Source organism: Amycolatopsis tolypomycina (assembly GCF_900105945.1).
GTDB classification, from domain to species: domain Bacteria; phylum Actinomycetota; class Actinomycetes; order Mycobacteriales; family Pseudonocardiaceae; genus Amycolatopsis; species Amycolatopsis tolypomycina.
This window is the reverse complement of the sequence record NZ_FNSO01000004.1, coordinates 1854766-1870699: the sequence shown is the minus strand read 5'-3', so window position 1 is coordinate 1870699 and position 15934 is coordinate 1854766. Positions and strand designations below refer to the sequence as shown.

Sequence of the window (15934 nt, the reverse complement as noted above, 5' to 3'; positions counted from 1 at the left end):
TGGTGCCCGGCACATACCAAGCAGTCGGTCAGGGGCCATTATGCGCGATGCCGCCGAGGTCTCAAGACGGACACACGTCACAGCCGGCCGCTCCGGTCGCCGACGTCGCCCAGCCCGGCCACCGGCGCGACCGGCTACCTGACGGGCCGCTGACGCCGTTCACCGCACCCGGAGCACGAGCTTGCCGGTCGTCGACCCGGACTCGATGCGGCGGTGTGCCGACTCCGCGTCCGCCAGCGGCAGGGACTCGACGTCGACGCGCAGGGTGCCGTCCGCGACGGCCGCCACCGCACGGCGCAGCGCCTGCCCGACGGTTTCCGGTGCCACCGCGGACAGCGCGGCCAGGTTGAACCCCGACACGGTCCGGTTGGTGAACCACAGTTCGTTGGCCGGGAGGCCGACGTCCTCGGCGCCTGAGGCGTTGCCCATGACCACCAGGCGGCCCATCGGGGCCAGCCGGTCCAGGCTCGCGCGGCGCGACGGCCCGCCGACCATGTCCACCACGACGTCGAACTCGCCGGTGCCGGCGACCTCGTCGCGCAGGACGACCTCGTCGTAGCCGAAGGACTTCGCCACGGCGATCTTCGCCGCGCTGCCGACCGTGCCGACCACCCGGCCCGCGCCGAGCAGGCGGGCGACCTGCCCGAGCTGGCTGCCGGCCCCGCCCGCCGCGGCGTGCACGAGCACGCGCTCACCGGGGGCGAGCCGGGCCACCCGCGCCAGCACGAGGAACGCCGTGGTGCTGTTGGACGGCACCGCGGCCGCCACCTCCAGCCCGATCTCCGGCAGTGGCGCGACCAGGTCCGCCGACGTGGTGACGACCTCGGCGTAGCCGCCGCCCGCCACGATCGTCAACGCGGCCACCGGCTGCCCCACGGCCAGGCCCGTCACGCCCCCGCCCAGCGCGCGGATCCGGCCGGAGACCTCGATACCGGGGACGAAGGGCAGCGGGACGTCGACGACGCCCCGGCGGTACAGGACCTCGGCGAAGTTGGCGCCGGCGTGGGCGACGTCGATCGAGACCTCGCCCGGGCCGGGCTCCGGGACCGCCACGGTGTCGAGCCGCAGGACCTCGGCCGGGCCGAACTCGGGGATGGTGACCGCCTGCATGGTGTTCGTCATGCCCCGAGCCTGCGGCGGCCCGGCGGACCGGACCAGGCCCGGTCCTGCCTGGGTCCGCCAGGACCAGGTTCAGCGCGGCACCAGCGACACCACCGCCTCGACCAGCTCCGGGCCGTCGAGCAGCACCCTGTCGTTGTGGTCGGCGTCCGGGATCTCCACCAGCCGGGCCGACGCCGCGGCCGCCACCTCGCGGCTCTGGGCAGGCGGGACGATCGAGTCCCGGCCGCCCACGACCACCACCGCCGGGAGGCGCAGGCGCGCCGCCTGCTCCTTGACCGGGAAGCGGTCGCGCAGCAGCAGGCGGACCGGCAGGTACGGGTAGATCTCCGCGCCGACGGCCGCCAGGTCCACGAACGGGGACCGCAGCAGCAGCCCGGCCGGCGGGTGTTCGAGGGCCAGCTCCGTCACGACGGCGGAGCCGAGGCTTTCACCGAAGTAGACGAGCCGTCCGGGCGGCACGCGCCGGTCTTCGGTCAGGTAGCGGTGCGCGGCGCGGACGTCGAGGGCCAGGCCGTCCTCGCTCGGGTCGCCCGGATTGCCGCCGTAGCCGCGGTAGTCGAGCAGCAGCACGGCCAGCCCCGCCTGGACGAGCTTCGCGGCCAGCGGCGCCCGGCCCGCGCGGTTGCCGCCGTTGCCGCCCGCGACCAGCACCGTCGCCGCCGGATCCCGGCCGGCCGGGCGCAGGTACCAGGCGCCGAGTTCGAGGCCGTCGGCGGTGCGGAGGCGGACGTCTTCGGCACCCGGGAGCACGCTCGCGGCCGCGGGCACCGGGCCGGGGTCCGGGAGGTAGATCAGCCGCCGCTGGAGCGCCCAGAAGGCGGCCGGCAGCAGCACCACGACCACGAGGGCCACCAGCAGCACCCGCACGAGCACGGTCCTGGTCACACGCGACCTCCACGGGGAAACAACGGCGTCCCGCTCACGTTGTACCCCGTGATGACCCCACCACTCCGTTTCTGCGTCCTCGGCGACTCCCTCGCGGCCGGCGTCGGCAGCAGCCGCGAGGACGACACGCTCGGCCGGCGGCTCACCCGGCGGCTGCGCGACGCCGGCCACGTCGTGCGCCTGCGGAACTTCGGCGTCCCCGGCGCCCGCTCGGCCGACCTCGACCGCCAGGCGGGCCTCGCTCTCGGCGAGGGCGTCGACCTGGCCCTGATCGTGATCGGCGCGAACGACCTCGCCGGCTTCGTCGCCCCCGCGATCGGCGCCCGCCAGCTGCACGACGCCGTGACGCGGCTGGTCCGTGCCGGCGCCCGCGTCATCGTGGTACCGGCACCCGACCTGGGGATCGTGGCGCGGGTGCCCGGCCCGTACCGGCAGCTGGTCTCGGCGGCCAGCGGCCACTACGCGCAGGCCCAGGCCGAAGCCGCCATCCGGGCCGGGGGTGCGGTGGCCACGGCCGGTCCGGAACTCGCCGCCCGCTTCGCCGCCGACCCCGCGCTGTTCTCGGCCGACCGCTTCCACCCCTCCTCGGCCGGTTACGCCGTGATCGCCGACGGCCTGGCCCCGCACGTGCTGGCCGCCGCGCAGCTCGCCGCCTGAGGGGGTTTTGCCCGGCTTTAACCGGCGCCCGGCAAGATCGGTTCCGCCAGGCGGTCGGAGCGAGGGCTGGGGGTCCGGAGCTCACCGGCCGGGGGGACTTGCCGGTCGAGGGTGCCGGTCGCCTGGCAGCCAGGGGGGTTCTGGGGGAGCACTTCCCGCGTCGCTCGCGACGCGCGCTGCCGGCTGGGGGCCTGCAGCGCCCGCCCCTTCCGCATCAGGGAGAGAGGGCAGACATGTACCGATCAACCCAACGCGCCGCCATCGTGGGCGCCATCGCGGCCAGTGCGCTCGCCATCGTCGCACCAGCCGCATCGGCCACCGCGCAGGCCGGCGTTTCGAAGACGTGCTACACCGTCAACACCTGCCAGATCGACCCACCGGTCTGGTTCCCGGGCGGCACCCTCTCGGTCGACGCCGACGTGCACGGCACCGGCCCGGCCACGTGGACCGTCCGCAGGGACAACGGCGGCACCGTCTGCCAGACCGGGTTCGCCGCCGAGGACCCGGCGCGGTCCTGGGTCTGCAACAACGTGTCCGCCGGGTGGGTGTACGGCATCGTCTCCGGCGGTTCCCCGAGCGTGAACATCGGGCTCCGCTGGTAACTGGTGACCACCGCGGCCGGGGCCCCCGAACCCCGGCCGCGGCCTTTCCCGGAAGACCTCCGCGCGCCAAGCCACCGCCGAACCCGGCACGTTCCTCGTCCCCGCCACGAAGGTGCTCGACTGCGCCGGCGCTCTCGACGCCTTCGACCTGCGGATCATCGAACCCGAGCCGGTGCTCGCCGCCGGTGGTGCGGCCCGTCCCGCCGGGCTGATCGATTGCCGCTACCCTCTCCGCGGGATGACCGGTTCGTCCGGTCAGCGGGGGGTGCGGGAGTTTGCTCAGCTTCGGGGTGCTGGGACCGTTGCAGGTCGAGCGGGACGGCGTGCCCGTGCCGGTCACCGGGCCCAAGGTGCGGGCCCTGCTGGCCGCGTTGCTGATGCGGGCGAACACGACCGTGTCGCTCGACCGGCTCACCGAACTGCTGTGGGGCGACGACCCGCCGGAGACCGCCCGCAAGAGCATCCAGGTGCACGCGGTCCGGCTGCGCCGGGCGCTCGGCGACGGCGTCGTCGAGACGCAGCCGACCGGCTACCTGCTGCGCGTGCGGCCGGCGCAGCACGACCTGCTGCGCTTCCGCGAACTCACCGCCGCCGCCCGGGCCGAGCCGCGGCCGGACGCCGAACGCGCACTGCTGGCCGCCGCGCTCGCCTGCTGGCGCGGGCCGGTGCTCGCCGACCTCCCGGCCGAGGTGCTCGGCCGCGAAGACGTCGACCAGCCCGCCGAAGAGCGGCTGCGGGCCCAAGAGCGCTACTTCGAGGTCAGCCTCGAGCTCGGGCGGCCCGGCGAAATCACCGACGAGCTCGCCGGGGTGACCCGCGAGCACCCGTGGCGGGAAGCGTTCTGGGCGCTGTACCTGGAGGCGCTGCACCGTTCGGGCCGCCGCGCCGACGCCCTGGAGACCTACCGCGCGGTGCACCGGATGTTCACCGACGAGCTGGGCGTCGGCCCCGGCGAACGACTGCGGCACGCCCACCGGGCCGTGCTCGCCGACGAAGCCGCCGAAACCGCCGAAGCCACCGAGGCCACCGAGGCCACCGAGGCCGTCGCGCAGCCGGAGTTCCGGCCGCGGCAGCTGCCGCCGGACGTCGCCGCGGTCGTCGGCCGCACCCGCCTGCTGTCCACTTTGGACGAAGTGCTCGGCCCGGACCGGGCGCCGGGCACGCATCCGGCGATCGCGCTGCTCGTCGGGCCGGCCGGGGTGGGCAAGACGACCGCCGCGGTGCACTGGGCGCACCGCGCCGCGCGGCACTTCCCGGACGGCCAGCTCTTCGCCGACCTCCAGGGCTGCTCGACGGTCCCCGCCCTCGCGCAGCTGGAGGTGCTGACCCGGTTTTCGCACGCACTGGGCGTCCGGCCCGGCCAGGTGCCGACCGACCTCGCCGACGCCGCCGCGCTCTACCGCTCGGTGCTCGCCGACCGGCGGGTGCTCATCGTGCTGGACAACGTGGCCGGGCCCGACCAGGTGCGCGCGCTGCTGCCCGGCAGCGCGGGCTGCGCGGTGCTGGTCACCAGCCGCGACCGGCTCGGCGGCCTGACCGCCACCGTCGACACCCGGCTCGTCGAACTGGCCGAGCTGCCGCCGGACGACTCGCTCGCGCTGCTGGCCTCGGTCGTCGGCGCGGACCGCGTCGCCGCCGAAGACGACGCCGCGCGCGAGCTGGTGCGGCTGTGCGCCGGGCTGCCGCTGGCGCTGCGGATCGTCGCGGCGAACCTCGCGCTCTGGCCGGACCGGTCGCTGCGCAGCTACCTCGCCGAGCTCGCCGGGCCCGACCTGGTCGGGCGGCTCGCCGTGCCCGGCGCCGAGCAGCTCGGCGTCCGGCGCGCCTTCGACCTGTCCTTCGACGCCGTTTCGCGGGACGCCGCCCGGTTCTTCCTCCTGCTCGGGCTGGTGCCCGGCACGGACATCGACGTCGCGGGCGCGGCGGCGCTGGCCGCGGCGGACGTCGCCCGGGCCGGGCGGCTGCTGCGCGAACTCGCCGCGAGCCACCTGGTGCAGCCCCGCGGTGACGACCGGTTCGGCCTGCACGACCTGCTCCGCGCCTACGCCGGCGAGCGGGCCCGCGAAGAGCCGACGCTCGACGGGGACTTCGCGCTGCACCGGCTTTTCGAGTACTACCTGCGGGCGGCGGCCGGTGCGGCGACCGCGCTCTACCCCGACCTGCAACGCCTGCCCGACGCGCCCGAGGGCGAGGCCGCCGTCGAACCGGCCGAAGCCCGCCGCTGGCTGCTGGCCGAGCACGGCAACGTCCTGGCCGCGATCCGGTGGACCGCCCGGGAAGGCCAGGGGTCGTTCGCCTGGCGGGCCGCCGACCTGCTGCGCGGCTTCTTCCACTCGCACCGGCTCGACGCCGAATGGCAGGCGGCCGCGACCGCCGGGCTGGCCACCGCGCGGCGGGCGGGCAACGAGCGGGCGGCCGGGGCGATGCGGCACAGCCTGGGCGCACTGGCCTGGAGCCGCGGCGACTACGAGACGGCGCTCGCGGAGCTCGAAGCCGCCCAGGCGTCCTACCGCGCGGCCGGGGCCCGCGAGGGCGCCGACTCGGTCCTGCACGCGCTCGGCGTCGTCCACCTCGACCTCGGCCGGCTCGACCAGGCGATCGAGCACTTCACCGCGGCGCTGGCAGGCACGCTGCGCTCGGGCGCGTCGATCCGGGCGGCGAACGGGCTGATCAACCTGGGTGCCGTGCTCATCGAGCACGGCAGGCTCGCGGACGGCATCGCGCACAACGAGCGCGCGCTCGCCCTGTGCCGCCGGCTCGGCTCACCGCACGCGGCGGCGATCGCGTTGTGCAACCTCGGGTACGGCTACCGCGTCTCGGGCGACCTCGCGCGGGCCGGGGCCGTGCTCACCGAGGCGCTGGAAGCGTTGCGGGAGCTGGGTTCCCGCGACGACGAGGCCGACGCCCTCGTCCGGCTCGCCGCGGTGCACCGGGTGACCGGCGACCTCGACCGGGCGTGGCCGGCCGCGCGGCTCGCGGTGACGGTGGCGCGCGAGGCTGGCAACCAGCGGTTCGAGGTGGACGCGCTCGGCGCGCTCGGCGACCTCCACCGCCAGGCGGGCGACCCGGCGGCGGCGCTGGCGGAGTACACCGACGCCCACCGGCTGGCGGAGAAGATCGGCTACCTGCGCGGCCGCATCGCCACCCTGATCGGCCTGTCCACTGTGGACACCGAAGAGGCGGTCGCGCACGCCGGGGCCGCGTTGCGCGACGCCGAGCAGGGCGGCTTCCGGCTGCTGGCCGAGCAGGCGCGGACCAGCATGGCGTGGGCGGTACTGGGCGCGGGCGACCCGGCCGCCGCGGAAACCCTGGCGGAGCAGGCGATCGCGGGTCTCCGGGCCACCGGGCACCGGCTGGGCGTGGCGTACGCGTTCGTGGTGCTCGGCCGGGCCCGGGAGACCCTGACCGGCGCCGCCACCGCGCGCGAGTGCTGGCACACGGCCGAGGAGATCCTGGCGGCCGCCGGCGAACGCCCGGTGCTGGCGACCGTGCGGACGCTCCTGGCCGAGTGACCCGCACCCGAACGTCATGAACGACCCTTTCATGACGTCTGGTGTCATGAAAGAGTCGTTCATGTCAGCGGCGCGCGGACAGCTCGGCCGGGTGCAGCTCGTAGAGCGCGTAGGCCTTCCGGATCACCGGCTGCGCCACGTTCCGCACCCGCACCCCGCCGGGCGTCACGCCCTGCTCGCAGCCGAAGTGGGCGTGGCCGTGCAGGGCCAGGTCGGCGCCCACCTCGTCGATCGGCTCGCACAGCAGGTACGACCCGAGAAACGGGTGGATCTCGGGTGGCTCGCCGTGCAGGGTGCCGGGGACCGGCGCGTAGTGCGTCAGCGCGACGACGACGTCCGTGTCGAGCGTCTGCAACGCTTTGCGCAACGAATCCGCCGACGCCATCGTGTGCTCGACGAAGTCCTTCATCTCCCGCTCGCCGAACCGGCTGGCGCACTTGCCGGCGAACCCGCCGCCGAAGCCCTTGACGCCGGCGACGCCGAGGGAGCCGTCCGGCAGGTCGTACCGGACCGCGTCGCCTTCCAGCACGTCGACGCCGGTTTCGCGGAGCAGGTTCGAGATCATCTCGCCGGCGTCGCTGTGGTGGTCGTGGTTGCCGAGGACCGCGGCGATCGGCACGCCGAGCCCGGCGAGCTCGTCGGCCACCACGCGGGCCTCCTCGACGGTGCCGTGCCGGGTCAGGTCCCCGGCCAGCAGCAGGACGTCGGCGGTGCCCGCGAGGTGTTCCAGGGCCGGCCGGAGCAGGCCGCGGGAGTCCTCGCCCAGGTGCACGTCCCCGACCGCGGCGATCCTCATCGGCCGATCTCCTCCGCGCTCGCCGGTTCGCGGACGTCGGCGACCCGGACGTCGTTGTGCACCAGCTCCCCGGTCAGGTACTCGCCGACGACGGCATCCACCTCCGCCTTGCGCGCGGGGCAGGTGACTTCGCCGGTCAGGTGGACGTGCTCGCCCCGCACGGTCACGTGCACGCCGAGCTCGGCGGTGCGGGGGTCTTCGGCCAGTGCCCGGCTGAGCCGGGCGACGAGGTACTGCGGTGGTTCGGGCACGAGAGCCTCCTTCGGGTCGATCACGGCCAGGTCGCCGAGCAGCGCCAGGAACGCCCTGGCGTACGGGGACGCCGACACCTGCACGGCGACGTCGGTCCAGTCGACCTGCTCGCGCAGGTCGCGGGCGATCCGCAGCAGCGGCGCGAAGTCGCACCGGTGCGCGCTCAGCACGAGCAGCTTGTCCACCAGCAGGTCGGTGCCGCAGACCACGGGCGCCGCGGTGGACCCGATCCGCATCAGCGCGGCGCGGTCGAGCAGCTCGTCGGTCACCGGCCGGTGGTTGGGGCCGTGGATGAGGTCCACCAGGATGTCGCCGTCGTAGACCTTCGTCAGCCAGTCCTCCGGCGGGTGCACGCGGCGCAGGCCCGCGGCGGTGAGCACCTCCGCCGCGCGGTCGGCGTCGCCGGGCTTGAGGAACAGGTCGACGTCGTGGTCCGACGGCGGCCCGCCGCGGGCGTACACGGCCAGCCCGCCGGCGACGGCGAACCGGATGCCCGTGCCGTCGAGCGCGGTCACGACCCGGGTCAGGCTCTGCAGCAGCGCCTCCGCTTCCATGGCGGAGGACTACCCGCCGGCGGGCCCGGCCTAACCGCCGTCGGGGCGTCGCCGCCGGAGCCACGCGCGGGCGCCGTCCACCGTGGGGTGCAGCGCCACCGTGGTGTCCATCCGGGTGACCTGCAGCGAACGCAGGACCGGCCGCCCGGTGGCGACCACCGCGAACGGCAGGTCCGCGGCCGTCGTTTCGCCGGCGAGCTCGGCGATGACCTGCAGCCCCGCCGAGCCGCAGAAGGTGATCGCGCCCAGATCCACGATCAACGCTCCGGGCCTGCCGTCCAGCGCCGCCCACGCCCGCGCGCGCAGCACCGGTGCGGTGGCGAGGTCGAGGTCGCCCGCCGCCGCGACGACGACGGCCTCGGGCACGGTGCGGACGCGCACGGTCAGTGCGGGCGTCCCGTCGTCGGTCACGGGCACTCCTCTCCGTCGCTGCCGACCCTAGATCGGTTGCATCGTTTTGTCATCGATTTGCCGGGTAACCGGGGCCGGACGATCCACCCCGAAGAAAGGACCGGCCGCGATGAGCACCGTCACCGAATCCGTCGATGTCGAGACCGACGTCACCACGGCCTACAACCAGTGGACGCAGTTCGAGTCCTTCCCGCACTTCATGGAGGGTGTCGACGAGATCCGGCAGCTCGACGACACCCACACCCGCTGGAAGATCAGCGTCGGCGGGCAGACGCGGGAGTTCGACGCGACGATCACCGAGCAGCACCCGGACGAGCGGGTCGCCTGGAAGTCCGACTCCGGCCCGACGCACGCGGGTGTCGTGACGTTCCACCGCCTCGACGACCGGCACACCCGGGTCACCGCCCAGCTCGACATCGACCCGGACGGCTTCGTCGAGAACGTCGCCGACAAGCTCGGCATCCTCGACCGCCGCGTCAAGGGCGACCTCGGCCGGTTCAAGACCTTCATCGAGGAACGCGGGGGCCGCGAAACCGGCGCCTGGCGCGGAGACGTTCCCCGTCCGGGGAACTGAGCCGTCGCGCTGCGGCGGTGTCCGGTTTATCACCGGACCGCCCGGGTAGCCAGCCGCCCTACCAGGCCGGTGGTCCGCCACCGGCACCACGAAGGCGCGGAAGTGCCCTCCCGCAGGAGGTCGAGATGACTCAGGGACCCGGCGGTCAGTCACCGCCGCAGCATGGCAACGGATCACCGTCGGACACCGCCAAGGACGAAGCCCGCGAGGTGGCCACCACCGCCGCCGAACGGGGTGGCGAAGTCGCGCAGACGGCGGCGGACCAGGCCAAGCACGTGGCGGCGCACGCTCAGCAGGAAGCGCGCGACCTGGTCCGCGAAGGCCGGGAACAGCTGCAGGCCCAGGCCAAGGACGGCCAGCGGAAGGCGGCGGAGAGCCTCCACCAGCTGGCCGGCCAGCTGGAGCGGATGGCCCAGCAGTCGGACTCCCCCGGCCTCGCCGGCGACGTCGCGCGCCAGGTGTCGGACCGGACCCGGTCGGTCGCCGACTGGCTCGAGCACCGCGAACCGGGCGACCTCCTGGACGAGGTGCGGCGCTTCGCCCGCCGCCGCCCGGGCACGTTCCTGCTCGGCGCGGCCGTCGCCGGCGCCCTCGTCGGGCGGCTGACGCGCGGTGTGGTGGCGCAGCAGAAGGAGGAGAGCTCGCCGGACGGCCGGGCGGGTGCGCCGCCGCAGCACGCCGGCCCGGCCGCGACGCCGTCGGTTCCGCAGCACGCCGGCGCGGTGGCGGCTCAGCCGGACCTGCCGCAGCCGGGCTATGCGGCTCCGGGCGGGTACAACGCGCCTCAGCCGGGCGAAGGCCTCCCGCAGCCAGGTGGTGCGGGTCCCGGCGGGTACAACGCGCCTCAGCCGAGCGAAGGCCTCCCGCAGCCGGGCAGTGCCGGTCCCGGCGGATACGACGCACCCCAGCCGGGCAGTGCCGGTCGCGGCGGATACGACGCACCCCAGCCGGGCAGCACGGGTCCCGGCCATGCACCCCAGCCCGGCGAAGGCCTCCCCCAGCCGAGCCGGTCGGCCGCGGCGCCCGGCGGCCCCGGCGGACCCCGGCCTTCCGAAGACAGGCCGCAGCCGAGCCCCCGCTTCTCCGCGCCGGGGCAGGTGCCGTGATGACCGAGGCACCCGGTTCGGCTCGCCGCGGCGAGCCCGTCGATGTGGCCGATACCTCCGTCGGCGAGCTGATGTCCAACGTCATGCACGACCTCTCCACCCTGGTGCGGCAGGAAGTGGCGCTGGCGAAGGCCGAAGTGAAGACCGAGGCCGGCAAGGCCGCGAAGGGCGCGGGCATGCTCGGCGGGGCCGGGTTCGCCGGCTACATGGTCCTGCTGTTCCTCTCCTTCGCCCTGTGGCAGGGGCTGGCGAACGTCATGGACTCCGGCTGGGCCGCGCTGATCGTCGCGGTCGTGTGGGCGATCGCCGGCGCCGTGCTGTACGCGACCGGCCGCCGCGAAGTCCGCCGGATCAACCCGAAACCCGAACGCACCGTCGAGACCCTGCAGCAGGTCCCGGACGCACTGAAAGGCGAACGACCATGACGGAACCGGAGCGGATCCGCCGCGAAATCGAAGGCACGCAACGCGCGCTCAGCACCGACGTCAACGCCCTCACCGAAAAGGTGACCCCGGGCCGGATCGTCGAACGCCGCATCGGCCGGATGCGATCGGCGGTGGGCCACGCGCGGGACCGGGTGATGGGTACCGCGTCCGACCACGCGTCGACGGCGGGCGACAAGGTCGGCTCGGTCGCCTCGGCCGCCCAGGACAAGGTGAGCTCCGCCGCCGACGCCGTCAGCTCGGCCCCGGAGTCGATCCGGCGCGGTACGCAGGGCAACCCGCTGGCCGCCGGCCTGATCGCGTTCGGCGCCGGCTGGCTCGTGTCGTCCCTGCTGCCCGCGAGCGAGCCGGAGCGCCGGCTCGCCGGGGAGGCCACCGACCTCGCCCGCGAGCACGTGGCCCCGGTGGCCCAGCAGGTGGCCGGCGAGCTGAAGGAGAACCTGCGCGAGCCCGCGCAGCAGGCGGCCGAGTCGGTGAAGTCCGAAGCCGCCGACGCGGCGTCCACCGTCAAGGACGAAGCGCGGTCGGCGACCGGCGACGTCACCGATCGCGCCCAGGAGGCCCGGGAGCGGTCGCGGAGCTGACCCGCGGGGGCGCGGCCGCCCGGCCGCGCCCCCCATCCGCGAGAGGAACCGCGATGCCGGCCTACGATTCGCCCGGTGACTCCCTGATGTTCGTCGGGACGGCGACCACGGTGCTCCGGCTCGGCCCGTTCACCCTGCTCACCGACCCGAACTTCCTGCACCGCGGCCAGTGGTCCTCCTTCGGGCAGGGCCTGTTCTCCCGGCGGCGCACCGAACCCGCGCTGCAGCCGGCAGACCTGCCGCCGCTGACCGCGATCGTCCTCTCCCACCTGCACGGCGACCACTTCGACCGGATCGCCGCGCGCGAACTGCCCCGCGACACCCCGATCCTCACCACCGCGCACGCGGCCACCCGCCTGCTGCGGCGGGGTTTCCACGCACCGCTCCCGCTGCCGACGTGGACGTCGGAGACGTTCACCGGCGGCGCAGCGCGGCTGACGGTGACGGCCGTGCCCGCCCGGCACGCCCCCGGCCCGATGCGGCGGCTGCTCCCGCCGGTCATGGGCAGCGTCCTGGAGTACCGCGCGACGCCCGAGGCGGATCCACTGCGGATCTACGTCAGCGGGGACACGGTGCTCCACCGGGAACTGCGGACCATCCGGGAGCACTTCCCCGAACTCGACCTCGCGGTCGTGCACCTGGGCGGCACGCGCGCGTTCGGCGTGCTCGTCACGCTCGACCACCGCGGCGGGCTCGAACTGCTGAACCTCCTGGAGCCCCGGCGCGCGGTCCCGGTGCACTTCGACGACTACGGCCTGTTCCACTCGCCGGTGTCGAACTTCCTCGAAGAGGTCCGCCACCACCGCCCGCCGACGCGGGTGACGTTGCTGCAGCGGGGCGAATTCCTGTCGTTGTGAGCACCGGTCCCGGTGCCGGCGGGCGGCACCGGGACCAGCGGAGGAACCAGCGTGTCGAAACCGTTTGCCCGTACCCTGCGAACTCGACGGCTCCCGGCGCGCCGGCGTCGCTGCCGCGGGAATGCGCCTGGAGGCGCGGTGGCCGGGCCCGACCAGGTCTCACCGGCCGCTGCCGGGGCAGGCAGCACCCACCGGCGCCGAGGGAAACCCGGGAGCCGTCACGGCATCACTCCCCTCTCCTCGGTGTCCGTTTCCTTGCACCGTCCCGAACCGGAGGAGCCCGCTCCCGCCGCGGGCACTTCGCGGCGAGCAGACGAACTCCCGGTCGCCGCCGCGGCACACCGACGACCGCAGGCGGCCGCGGCATCCCCCGGCGACGGGCGGCGGGCACCGGCGATGGTGGTGGCGGGGCGAAGTTCGCGGCCACGATGGCGTCGAACTCCGCCCGGACCCACGCGGGGTCGGCCAGCACCAGCGCGGCGAACCCGTCGGCCGTGCGGGTGATCTCGTCCGGCATCGTCGTTCACTCCCCGGATCGTCTCGCGATGTCACCAGGTCAGTTATTTCTATAGCACCGGCCGAAGATCGCTTCAAGTCCTCAAAGGACTGGGGTCCTCGTGACAATTTTTCCGGATACACCCGTGCGGAGCAGCCGGGCGGCTCCGCGGGTACCGGGCGTCCGCCGGGACGGGACCGATCGGGCGCCGCGGGGCCGGCGCCTTCCGCCGTTCAGTGAACGTTCAGTTCGCCCTGAGTGCCGGAAAGCGCTGTCTCACAACGGTTTCCCGAGATCGCCTGGTGGCCTGGCCCCGGGGCGTCCGCGTATGGTCGTCCGGCGCGGTCTTGGGAGCGCTCCCAAGGCAGGCCCCGACGAAGGAGGACAGCGTGGTTCCCCGACGCAAGACCCTGCTTTCCCTGGTGGTGACGGCCATCGCCGCCGTGCTGCTGGGCGGCGTGCTCACCGGTGTCGCCGAGGCGCACGGATCGGCCACCGATCCGCCGTCGCGCAACTACGGTTGCTGGAACCGCTGGGGCAGCGACTTCCAGAACCCCACGATGGCGACGAAGGACCCGATGTGCTGGCAGGCGTGGCAGGCCGACCCGAACGCGATGTGGAACTGGAACGGGCTCTACCGCGAAGGCGTCAAGGGCAACCACCAGGGCGCGATCCCGGACGGGACGCTGTGCAGCGGCGGCCGCACGCAGGCGCCGCGGTACAACGCCCTCGACACGGTCGGCGCGTGGCAGACGGCGAACAAGGACAACAGGTTCACCCTCACCATCACCGACCAGGCCCGCCACGGCGCCGACTACCTGCTGGTGTACATCACCAAGCAGGGCTTCGACCCGGCGACCCAGCGGCTGGGCTGGGGCAACCTCGAGCTGGTCGCCCAGACGGGCCGGTACGCGCAGGCCGGGCAGTACCAGGTCGCGGTGAACGCGGGCGCCCGGACGGGGCGGCACATCGTCTACACGATCTGGCAGGCGAGCCACCTCGACCAGTCGTACTACTTCTGCAGCGACGTGAACTTCTCCGGCCGCTGACCCCGGTGCCGGGCCGCGATGCGTTCGCGGCCCGGCTCACCCGGGCGCGTACCGGCCGAACCAGGCCGCGGCCGCACGCAACGGGACGTCGACCGTGGGGATGCCGAGGTACCAGGCTTTTTCCCATTCCAGTGACACCCACCCGGACCACGAACGCAGCAGTTCACCACAGTCGGCAAGCGGCACAGCGCCCTCCCCCGGCGGCCGCGGGGTCGGGTCCTGCCGGCTCACCGCGTCCTTGACCTGGAAATAGCCGAGGTAGGGGCCGAGCACCTCCCGGGTGACGGCCGGTTCTTCGCCGGCGCGCCACGGGTGGACGGCATCCCACAGCACGGCGGCCAGGCCGGGTTCCCCGAACCCGGCGACGAGGCCGAGCGCGGCGGCACCGGTGGGGTGCGAATCGTGCGTCTCGACGAGCAACCGGACACCGGCGGCCCGCAGGTCATCGAGGACGGCGCCGATGCGGGGCCGGGCGTCCCCGTCGCCACCGGGGAAGACGCGCACCGAGGGGGCACCGATCCGGTGCGCCAGGTCGATCAGGGCCTTCAGCTCGTCGACGACGGGCCGGTCATCCCCGGCCGCGGCGACCTTCGCGTAGCCGGCCAGGCAGGCGACAGCCAGTCCTTCGCCGTCGAGGAGGGAGCGGATGCCGTCGGTGGCGGGGCCGGAGAGTCCCAAGTGGACGTCCTCGTCGGGGTGGACGCGCAGTTCGAGGCCGGCGCAGCCGTGTGCGAGCGCGGTGCGCGCGGCTTCCCGCACCGGGATGCCCGGCATGCCCAGCGTGCTCACCGCGAACCGCCAGCCCATCGACGACCTCCCCCGCTTGTTCCCGGGTCAGTGTAAGCGCTTTCAAGCCGGTGGTGCGCCGCTCGCGCGGTCTTCTCGGGGTGTGGGCAGGTCGGTGCCCGTGATCTGCTCGGGCGTGGGCAGGCCGGCACCCACCTGCGATCGCCTCGGGGCGCGGGCGGGCCGGCACCCACGCCCGCAACCACCTCGGGCCGCGGGCGCGCCGGTGCCCGCACCCGTGATCACCTCGGGTGCGGGCGCCGGGAACCGGGCTAGTGGGCCTTGTTCTGGCCGCGGCCCGCCGGGGCGCGGCCGTTTGCGCCCTCGGCCTTGCTCGCCTGCTCGGCCGGCTTCGCGGGCGACGGGGCCGGCTTCGGAGCCGGCTTCGCCGCCGTAGCGGGCTCAGCAGGCTTGGCCGCCGCCGACGCGGGCGCCGGCGACGCCGGCTTCGTGGCCGACGGCTGCTCGGCCGGCAACGCGGCCGTGTTCCCCGCCTGCGTCGCGGGCTTCCCCGCCTGCGTCGCGGGCTTGTCCACCGCCTGCGTCGCCGGCTTCCCCGTCGGCTGCGTCGCGGGCTTCACCGCCGACTCGTCCCCCTGTCCCGAGGCGTTCTTCTCCGCCTCGGCCAGCGGGTTCGGCCGCCGGACCTGGACGACCGCCACGATCGCGGCCGCCACCGCTCCGAGGGCCAGCAGCCATGGCCAGCGGGCTCGCTTGGTGCGCTCGCCGCGGGCCACGCTCTTGGCCTCCTGAAGCGCTACAGCCAAGTCCCGCTTCGCCGTCGCCACGGCCTTGCGCCGCTTGCGGCCGGACTCTCCCGCCGAGCTCACCACCGTTGCCACCGCCTGGGCGGCCTTGCGGCCCGGGTCGCGCATCTTCGCCGCCCTGGCCAGCACCTCGTCGCGGGCTGCGCCGGAGTGGGTCAGCACGTCCCGGCGTGATGACCGCGTGCTCTTGTCGAGGTCCTTGGTCGCCGCGCGGCCGACCTTGGCGAGTTCGTCCTTGCTCTCGGCCAGCTTCCGATCGGTGATTTCGACCGCCCGCGCGGCCGCGGCCGCCCCTACCCGCGCGGCCTCCGCGGCGAGATCCCGAACGCCGGCCGCCGCCGTCTTCACCGATCGCCCGACCGGGGCGTCGCCCTGGCTCATGTGATCACCTCTCACTCGTCGCAGCAGGCATCACCTGCTCAGCTCACACCTGTGGGCTACCCAGTCCGGGCCCGTCCGGAACGTCGGCCACCCGACGGCG

The 15934-nt window shown here is 74.6% G+C and carries 17 protein-coding genes; 9 read left to right on the top strand and 8 right to left on the bottom strand.

Going from position 1 to position 15934, the window contains the following annotated elements; genetic code table 11:
• Nucleotides 1-159: 159 nt before the first annotated feature.
• Entirely contained in the window at nucleotides 160-1122 is a 963-nt protein-coding gene (locus tag BLW76_RS19245; RefSeq protein WP_091309297.1) for a quinone oxidoreductase family protein, read from the bottom strand.
• A gap of 69 nt (nucleotides 1123-1191) precedes the next feature.
• Complete coding sequence (locus tag BLW76_RS19240) at nucleotides 1192-2007, bottom strand: alpha/beta hydrolase (protein ID WP_208613335.1); 816 nt, start codon at nucleotides 2005-2007, stop codon at nucleotides 1192-1194.
• A gap of 51 nt (nucleotides 2008-2058) precedes the next feature.
• On the opposite strand from BLW76_RS19240, the gene BLW76_RS19235 reads away from it, so the two are divergent.
• The 3 genes from BLW76_RS19235 to BLW76_RS19225 all read left to right on the top strand — a co-directional run bounded on the left by BLW76_RS19235 (nucleotide 2059) and on the right by BLW76_RS19225 (nucleotide 6778).
• Nucleotides 2059-2664 carry an SGNH/GDSL hydrolase family protein gene (locus tag BLW76_RS19235; protein WP_244170212.1) on the top strand — a complete coding sequence of 202 codons (606 nt, stop codon included), beginning with the start codon at nucleotides 2059-2061 and terminating at the stop codon, nucleotides 2662-2664.
• Nucleotides 2665-2897: 233 nt separating this feature from the next.
• Complete coding sequence (locus tag BLW76_RS19230; protein WP_091309291.1) at nucleotides 2898-3266, top strand: hypothetical protein; 369 nt, start codon at nucleotides 2898-2900, stop codon at nucleotides 3264-3266.
• Between the two features lie 275 nt (nucleotides 3267-3541).
• Complete coding sequence (locus BLW76_RS19225; protein WP_091309288.1) at nucleotides 3542-6778, top strand: AfsR/SARP family transcriptional regulator; 3237 nt, start codon at nucleotides 3542-3544, stop codon at nucleotides 6776-6778.
• Between the two features lie 64 nt (nucleotides 6779-6842).
• Here the strand turns inward: BLW76_RS19225 and BLW76_RS19220 are convergent, their stop codons facing one another.
• From BLW76_RS19220 to BLW76_RS19210, 3 genes are read right to left on the bottom strand one after another with little or no spacing between them, the layout of a single operon-like run.
• Complete coding sequence (locus BLW76_RS19220; protein WP_091309287.1) at nucleotides 6843-7574, bottom strand: metallophosphoesterase family protein; 732 nt, start codon at nucleotides 7572-7574, stop codon at nucleotides 6843-6845.
• On the bottom strand, nucleotides 7571-8380 hold the full coding sequence (locus BLW76_RS19215) for a nucleotidyltransferase family protein (RefSeq protein ID WP_091309284.1): 810 nt from the start codon (nucleotides 8378-8380) through the stop codon (nucleotides 7571-7573). Before BLW76_RS19215 ends, BLW76_RS19220 begins: the two co-directional genes overlap by 4 nt.
• A 30-nt stretch (nucleotides 8381-8410) precedes the next feature.
• Nucleotides 8411-8791, bottom strand: coding sequence for an STAS domain-containing protein (locus BLW76_RS19210; protein WP_091309282.1), 381 nt, complete (start codon nucleotides 8789-8791; stop codon nucleotides 8411-8413).
• A 109-nt stretch (nucleotides 8792-8900) separates the two neighbouring features.
• On the opposite strand from BLW76_RS19210, the gene BLW76_RS19205 reads away from it, so the two are divergent.
• The 5 genes from BLW76_RS19205 to BLW76_RS19185 all read left to right on the top strand — a co-directional run bounded on the left by BLW76_RS19205 (nucleotide 8901) and on the right by BLW76_RS19185 (nucleotide 12355).
• The gene (locus BLW76_RS19205; RefSeq protein ID WP_091309279.1) at nucleotides 8901-9365 is read left to right on the top strand and encodes an SRPBCC family protein; all 465 of its coding nucleotides are present in this window, start codon (nucleotides 8901-8903) and stop codon (nucleotides 9363-9365) included.
• A gap of 125 nt (nucleotides 9366-9490) precedes the next feature.
• Nucleotides 9491-10471, top strand: coding sequence for a hypothetical protein (locus tag BLW76_RS19200; protein WP_091309276.1), 981 nt, complete (start codon nucleotides 9491-9493; stop codon nucleotides 10469-10471).
• Complete coding sequence (locus BLW76_RS19195) at nucleotides 10471-10896, top strand: phage holin family protein (protein ID WP_091309274.1); 426 nt, start codon at nucleotides 10471-10473, stop codon at nucleotides 10894-10896. The genes BLW76_RS19200 and BLW76_RS19195 overlap by 1 nt, the downstream gene beginning before the upstream one ends.
• The gene (locus BLW76_RS19190) at nucleotides 10893-11498 is read left to right on the top strand and encodes a DUF3618 domain-containing protein (protein ID WP_091309272.1); all 606 of its coding nucleotides are present in this window, start codon (nucleotides 10893-10895) and stop codon (nucleotides 11496-11498) included. The genes BLW76_RS19195 and BLW76_RS19190 overlap by 4 nt, the downstream gene beginning before the upstream one ends.
• Before the next feature lie 53 nt (nucleotides 11499-11551).
• Nucleotides 11552-12355, top strand: a complete 804-nt coding sequence (locus BLW76_RS19185) for an MBL fold metallo-hydrolase (protein WP_091309270.1) — start codon at nucleotides 11552-11554, stop codon at nucleotides 12353-12355.
• A 226-nt stretch (nucleotides 12356-12581) separates the two neighbouring features.
• Here the strand turns inward: BLW76_RS19185 and BLW76_RS47820 are convergent, their stop codons facing one another.
• Nucleotides 12582-12872, bottom strand: a complete 291-nt coding sequence (locus BLW76_RS47820) for a hypothetical protein (RefSeq protein WP_143060644.1) — start codon at nucleotides 12870-12872, stop codon at nucleotides 12582-12584.
• A gap of 368 nt (nucleotides 12873-13240) precedes the next feature.
• On the opposite strand from BLW76_RS47820, the gene BLW76_RS19180 reads away from it, so the two are divergent.
• Nucleotides 13241-13900 (top strand): lytic polysaccharide monooxygenase auxiliary activity family 9 protein, encoded by a 660-nt coding sequence (locus tag BLW76_RS19180; protein ID WP_091309268.1) that lies wholly within the window; start codon nucleotides 13241-13243, stop codon nucleotides 13898-13900.
• 36 nt (nucleotides 13901-13936) lie between these two features.
• Here BLW76_RS19180 and BLW76_RS19175 read toward each other — a convergent pair whose 3' ends face one another.
• A complete protein-coding gene (locus tag BLW76_RS19175) occupies nucleotides 13937-14707 on the bottom strand; it encodes a sugar phosphate isomerase/epimerase family protein (protein WP_091309265.1) in 771 nt (256 codons plus the stop codon).
• 251 nt (nucleotides 14708-14958) lie between these two features.
• Nucleotides 14959-15834 carry a hypothetical protein gene (locus tag BLW76_RS19170; protein WP_091309263.1) on the bottom strand — a complete coding sequence of 292 codons (876 nt, stop codon included), beginning with the start codon at nucleotides 15832-15834 and terminating at the stop codon, nucleotides 14959-14961.
• Nucleotides 15835-15934 lie beyond the last annotated feature (100 nt).

Excerpts from the sequence above, each read along its gene's own strand:
- BLW76_RS19245 (WP_091309297.1), bottom strand. The coding sequence starts at position 1,122 with ATGACGAACACCATGCAGGCGGTCACCATCCCCGAGTTCGGCCCGGCC.
- BLW76_RS19235 (WP_244170212.1), top strand. The coding sequence starts at position 2,059 with ATGACCCCACCACTCCGTTTCTGCGTCCTCGGCGACTCCCTCGCGGCC.
- BLW76_RS19230 (WP_091309291.1), top strand. The coding sequence starts at position 2,898 with ATGTACCGATCAACCCAACGCGCCGCCATCGTGGGCGCCATCGCGGCC.
- BLW76_RS19220 (WP_091309287.1), bottom strand. The coding sequence starts at position 7,574 with ATGAGGATCGCCGCGGTCGGGGACGTGCACCTGGGCGAGGACTCCCGC.
- BLW76_RS19215 (WP_091309284.1), bottom strand. The coding sequence starts at position 8,380 with ATGGAAGCGGAGGCGCTGCTGCAGAGCCTGACCCGGGTCGTGACCGCG.
- BLW76_RS19205 (WP_091309279.1), top strand. The coding sequence starts at position 8,901 with ATGAGCACCGTCACCGAATCCGTCGATGTCGAGACCGACGTCACCACG.
- BLW76_RS19200 (WP_091309276.1), top strand. The coding sequence starts at position 9,491 with ATGACTCAGGGACCCGGCGGTCAGTCACCGCCGCAGCATGGCAACGGA.
- BLW76_RS19195 (WP_091309274.1), top strand. The coding sequence starts at position 10,471 with ATGACCGAGGCACCCGGTTCGGCTCGCCGCGGCGAGCCCGTCGATGTG.
- BLW76_RS19190 (WP_091309272.1), top strand. The coding sequence starts at position 10,893 with ATGACGGAACCGGAGCGGATCCGCCGCGAAATCGAAGGCACGCAACGC.
- BLW76_RS19185 (WP_091309270.1), top strand. The coding sequence starts at position 11,552 with ATGCCGGCCTACGATTCGCCCGGTGACTCCCTGATGTTCGTCGGGACG.
- BLW76_RS47820 (WP_143060644.1), bottom strand. The coding sequence starts at position 12,872 with ATGCCGGACGAGATCACCCGCACGGCCGACGGGTTCGCCGCGCTGGTG.
- BLW76_RS19175 (WP_091309265.1), bottom strand. The coding sequence starts at position 14,707 with ATGGGCTGGCGGTTCGCGGTGAGCACGCTGGGCATGCCGGGCATCCCG.
- BLW76_RS19170 (WP_091309263.1), bottom strand. The coding sequence starts at position 15,834 with ATGAGCCAGGGCGACGCCCCGGTCGGGCGATCGGTGAAGACGGCGGCG.